At 30.8% G+C, this 4592-nt stretch carries 5 protein-coding genes; 1 reads left to right on the forward strand and 4 read right to left on the reverse strand.

Annotated features, from left to right (window positions below; translation table 11 throughout):
• The coding region (locus HMPREF9129_RS06645; RefSeq protein WP_040552717.1) for an acyl-ACP thioesterase domain-containing protein at positions 1 to 550 on the reverse strand (550 nt) is incomplete at its 3' end.
• Between the two features lie 254 nt (positions 551 to 804).
• Here HMPREF9129_RS06645 and glmS point away from each other — a divergent pair.
• On the forward strand, positions 805 to 2628 hold the full coding sequence (glmS, locus tag HMPREF9129_RS06650) for a glutamine--fructose-6-phosphate transaminase (isomerizing) (RefSeq protein ID WP_004821772.1): 1824 nt from the start codon (positions 805 to 807) through the stop codon (positions 2626 to 2628).
• 14 nt (positions 2629 to 2642) lie between these two features.
• On the opposite strand, the gene HMPREF9129_RS06655 is transcribed toward glmS, so the two are convergent.
• From HMPREF9129_RS06655 to queF, 3 genes are read right to left on the reverse strand one after another with little or no spacing between them, the layout of a single operon-like run.
• On the reverse strand, positions 2643 to 3305 hold the full coding sequence (locus tag HMPREF9129_RS06655) for a queuosine precursor transporter (RefSeq protein ID WP_004821774.1): 663 nt from the start codon (positions 3303 to 3305) through the stop codon (positions 2643 to 2645).
• Complete coding sequence (queC, locus tag HMPREF9129_RS06660; protein ID WP_004821776.1) at positions 3292 to 3951, reverse strand: 7-cyano-7-deazaguanine synthase QueC; 660 nt, start codon at positions 3949 to 3951, stop codon at positions 3292 to 3294. The genes HMPREF9129_RS06655 and queC overlap by 14 nt, the downstream gene beginning before the upstream one ends.
• Before the next feature lie 9 nt (positions 3952 to 3960).
• Positions 3961 to 4452 (reverse strand): preQ(1) synthase, encoded by a 492-nt coding sequence (queF, locus tag HMPREF9129_RS06665; RefSeq protein WP_004821779.1) that lies wholly within the window; start codon positions 4450 to 4452, stop codon positions 3961 to 3963.
• Positions 4453 to 4592 lie beyond the last annotated feature (140 nt).

The following is a 4592-nucleotide window of genomic DNA, read 5'->3' on the forward strand; positions in this document are numbered from 1 at the left end:
AAAACTTTATATGTCTTTTCATTTCTAAATATATAGCCTCTTCTATCCATCTTATATAAACAGAATTATTTATATGTTTATTTTGGTCAAAATCTGAACCAGATATACTAACAGACACTAGTTTATTAACATCACTTCGACTTATCCTAGTAGATTTAAAAAGCTCTTTTTTATATATTTCAAAATAATTTAAAAGTTCTTTTGGCGCAACAATTGCCTTTCTGCTTTTAAGCTCTATAATTAAAAATTCAGCTCTACATTCCCCAATTACATTACCTTCAATTTCAATCACAAATTCTCTACTAATTCTTAATTTTGATATATTTGAAACCCAAGTAGCAACCTTTATATCTTCTCCAATTTTTATATTTCTACTGAGTTTAAAGGTCCAGCTGTAAATCATCCATATCAAATTATTCTCTTCCATAAACTTATCAGCAACATTGGACTCTAAATTTGAAACTTCTAGTAAAATTTTGGAAAGTTGTTCTATTTTTAAAACTCCATCTATAGTTCCAATATTATCTATTTTAAAATTTAACTTTTTCATAAACTCACCTTCTGTAAAATAGTCTATCACATTTGTTTAGATTTTACATACATTCTTAGATATGTTATAATTTCTCAAAGACAAAAATTAGTTAAGCGCCAGATCCACACAGGGATGACGAGGAACGGAGTTATCGAAATTTCGGCGGATGCTCCGAAGGTATCACAGCCTAAGTGTTCTACAAAAATCAAAAGAAATTTTGATTACAAACAGAACAAAGTGAGTCTTAAAATATATTTGGAGGTAAAAATTTAATGTGCGGAATCGTAGGTTACTGTGGCGACAATAGCGCTACAAAAATTATTTTAAATGGATTAGAAAAATTAGAATACAGAGGATATGACTCTGCTGGTATTTCTGTAATAGGTATTGAAGAAATAAAGACTTTAAAGAGAGCTGGAAAATTAGAAAACTTAGTTAAATCAGTTGAAGAATCACCATTTGATGGAAAAGTTGGTATAGGGCACACTCGTTGGGCAACTCATGGGATTCCAACAGAAACAAATGCCCATCCACATTTGAATAAAGAAGGTTCAATTTCAGTTGTTCACAATGGAATAATTGAAAACTTTGTTGAATTAAAAGAAAAGTTAACAAATGAAGGATATATATTTAAATCTGACACTGATACCGAAGTAATTGCTCATTTAATTGATAAATTTTATGAGGGAAATTTATTAAATGCTCTAATAAGAACTCTAAAGGAACTTGAAGGTTCTTATGCTATTTGTGCAATAGCAAATGATAATCCAAGTGAATTAGTAGCTGCTAGGAATAAATCTCCACTATTACTTGGAGTAACTCCTACAGGCAATATAGTTGCTTCTGATGCTGCTTCAATAGTAGAACACACACAACAAGTTGTCTATTTAGATGATATGGAAGTAGTACATTTAAAAATAGGAAAAGCTCCTACTATATATAATTTAAATTTAGATATTCTTGAAAAACCAATTTCAAAAATAGATTGGGATGTTGAAGCTGCTTCTAAAGAAGGCTTCGACCACTATATGATTAAAGAAATTTTTGAGCAAGAAAAAACTTTATCTAGTACTCTAGACCGTTTATTGAAAAACAATAAAATTGATTTGGGTGAAAATACATTCACAAAAGAAGAGTTTGAAAGTTTCGAAAATATATATATCACATCTTGTGGTACAGCACTTCACGCTGGACAAGTTGGAAAATTTTTAATTGAAAAATTGATACGCAAACAAGTTAGAGACGAAATAGCATCTGAGTTTGCATATAGCGACCCTTTTGTAACAGATAAAACACTAGTTATCGTTGTTAGCCAGTCTGGAGAAACTGCTGATACTTTAAATGCAATAAGACTAGCTAAAAAACGCGGTGCTACTGTCTATGCTATAACTAATGTTGTTGGTTCTACAATAGCTAGAGAGGCTGATAAAGTTCTCTATTGCCATGCAGGGCCTGAAATTTCAGTAGCTTCTACTAAAGCTTATACTTCTCAAGTTGTCAATCTATATTTGTTCACACTTGACTGGGCTCTTAAAGTTGGTAAAATTACAAGTGAAGAATTAGAACATGCTATAAATGAAATTAAAAAGACACCAGCTATAATAAAAGATTTATTAAAAAAATCAGATATTTATAAGACAGTTTCTCAACATATTATAGATGCTGAATCCGTGTACTTTATAGGTAGAGGTGTTGACTATATTACTTCAAAGGAAGGTTCTTTAAAACTTAAAGAAATTTCTTATATACACTCTGAATCATTTCCAGCTGGAGAGTTAAAGCATGGTACTATAGCTCTTATTGAAGAAGGTACAAAAGTTTTTGCTTTGGCTACTCAAAGGAATTTAATTGATAAAATGGTTTCTAATATACAAGAAATTTCAGCAAGAGGTGCTGAAGTATTTGCAATAGGTTTCTACAATGAAGGACTTAAAAAGCATACTTATCAACTAATAGAAATACCTGAAATAGATGATTTGGTTGCACCACTTATAAGTATAGTTCCTTTACAAATAATTGCATATTATGCATCAGTTTTAAAAGGAAATGACGTAGATAAACCTCGTAACCTTGCTAAATCAGTTACAGTAGAATAAAAAATTAGGACGTACTAAATTAGTGCGTCCTTTCTTTCTGCTTCTTTAATTTTAAATATTAAAAACTTTGTTACGGGATAAAATACTATCTCATAAACAGTTTCAATTATTGTCATAGTAATTGACATATAAATTATTTGACTAATCGGTATTATACCTAAAAATGCTATGTTACTAAATATTATATTATCTACAAATTGACCTAATATCGTAGACACTATTGCTCTATATAGTAAACTGTTATCACCTTTCATTTTCAAGTAATACATTACCTTTACATTTAATACTCCACCAATCAAATATGCTATTAAACTAGCTAGCAAAATTCTCGGAACATTACCCAATACAATTTCAAATGAATTTTGAATTTCAATTGTACTGACATTTGGAAGTAGAATTGCAAGTTGTGAGCAAGCAGCTACAATTATATTTAATAAAAACCCCCAAAATATCATTGTTTTAGCACTACTATAGCCTCGAGTTTCTGTTTCTACATCTTGTGCTATAAAAGTTACAGGTTCAAAAATATAGCCAGCAGGAGCTTGTATAATTCCAATTCTCCATCTCTTAGTTGCAAAAATATTTTTCATTATTACTGCAACTGCATATAAGCTCCATAACATAAGCCTATATAAATCTGCTTTTTTATCTTTATTATAAGAATCAATCTTCTGCATAATGTCCTTCCCTATCAAGTCCATTTGCTAAAAATGCTTTTTCTCTATCTATACAAGTTCCGCATTTACCACAAGGAGGATTAGTTCCATTATAACAAGAATAAGTCAAATGATATGGCACTCCTATGCTTTTCCCATAAGCTACAAGTTCAGTTTTAGTCTTGTTTAAAAATGGAACTTGTAAACTTACTTTGCCTCTTGAACCAACGTTTATAGCCTCTCCCATAGCTTTTACAAACTCAGGACTACAATCAGGATAAATTACTCCGGAGTCATCTTTATGTGCTCCAAAGTAAATTTCATCCACCTTATATTGCATTGCTAATGAAGCTAACACAGATATAAATATTCCATTTCTAAACTCAACCTCTGTATTGGCATTTTCTTGTTCTGCATAATCTCCTTCACTGACTTCTAAACTCAAATCTGTAAGTGATGAATTACCGTGTTTAAAAATATCTTTTAAGTCAATATTTATCTGTTCAACATCATAATACTTAGCTACCTTTTTTGCAGCTTCAAGCTCTTGTTCATTATGTCTTTGTCCATAATCAAAAGACACTGTCATTACAGAATCACCTGTTTCCTTAGCCATTGCAAGACAAGTTGAACTGTCTACTCCTCCACTAAATAAAACCATTTTCATAATTTACACCTACCTGTTGTCGATATTTTCAGGATATAAATCATGATTGCTAAGTCTATTCCAAGCTACCTCTTCCCATTTTGTTCCAGCTTTTCCATAGTTGCAGTATGGATCTATTGAAATCCCACCTCTTGGTGTAAATTTACCCCATACTTCTATATACTTTGGATCCATTAATTTTATAAGGTCTTTCATAATTATATTCATGCAATCTTCGTGAAAATCTCCTCTATTTCTAAAGCTGAATAAATATAATTTTAAAGATTTACTTTCAACCATTTTCACATTTGGAACGTATGATATATAGATAGTTGCAAAATCAGGTTGTCCTGTTATAGGGCATAATGAAGTAAACTCAGGACAATTAAATTTTACAAAGTAGTCATTGTCTGTATGTTTGTTGTCAAATGCCTCCAAAACTTCTGGTGCATAATCTCCAGGCATTTTAGTTCCTTGGTTGCCTAAGAGCGTTATATTTTTCATTTCTTCTCTTTCTCTCATAATTCTCCTCTTTGAAACAAATAAAAAAAGGTGTCGTAACACACCTCGGTAAAAAATAAATTAATCTAATTTTTATTTATTTCTATCCCTAGTTTTATTTTAAGACAGGATGGTTACGAACTGTCTACAGCAATTATAAT

The sequence above is a fragment of the Peptoniphilus indolicus ATCC 29427 genome, from assembly GCF_000227315.1.
Classification (GTDB): Bacteria; Bacillota; Clostridia; order Tissierellales; family Peptoniphilaceae; genus Peptoniphilus; species Peptoniphilus indolicus.

What these genes read in the sequence shown, in the direction of transcription:
- HMPREF9129_RS06655 (WP_004821774.1), bottom strand. Translation starts at nt 3,305, where the DNA reads ATGCAGAAGATTGATTCTTATAATAAAGATAAAAAAGCAGATTTATAT.
- glmS (WP_004821772.1), top strand. Translation starts at nt 805, where the DNA reads ATGTGCGGAATCGTAGGTTACTGTGGCGACAATAGCGCTACAAAAATT.
- queF (WP_004821779.1), bottom strand. Translation starts at nt 4,452, where the DNA reads ATGAGAGAAAGAGAAGAAATGAAAAATATAACGCTCTTAGGCAACCAA.
- queC (WP_004821776.1), bottom strand. Translation starts at nt 3,951, where the DNA reads ATGAAAATGGTTTTATTTAGTGGAGGAGTAGACAGTTCAACTTGTCTT.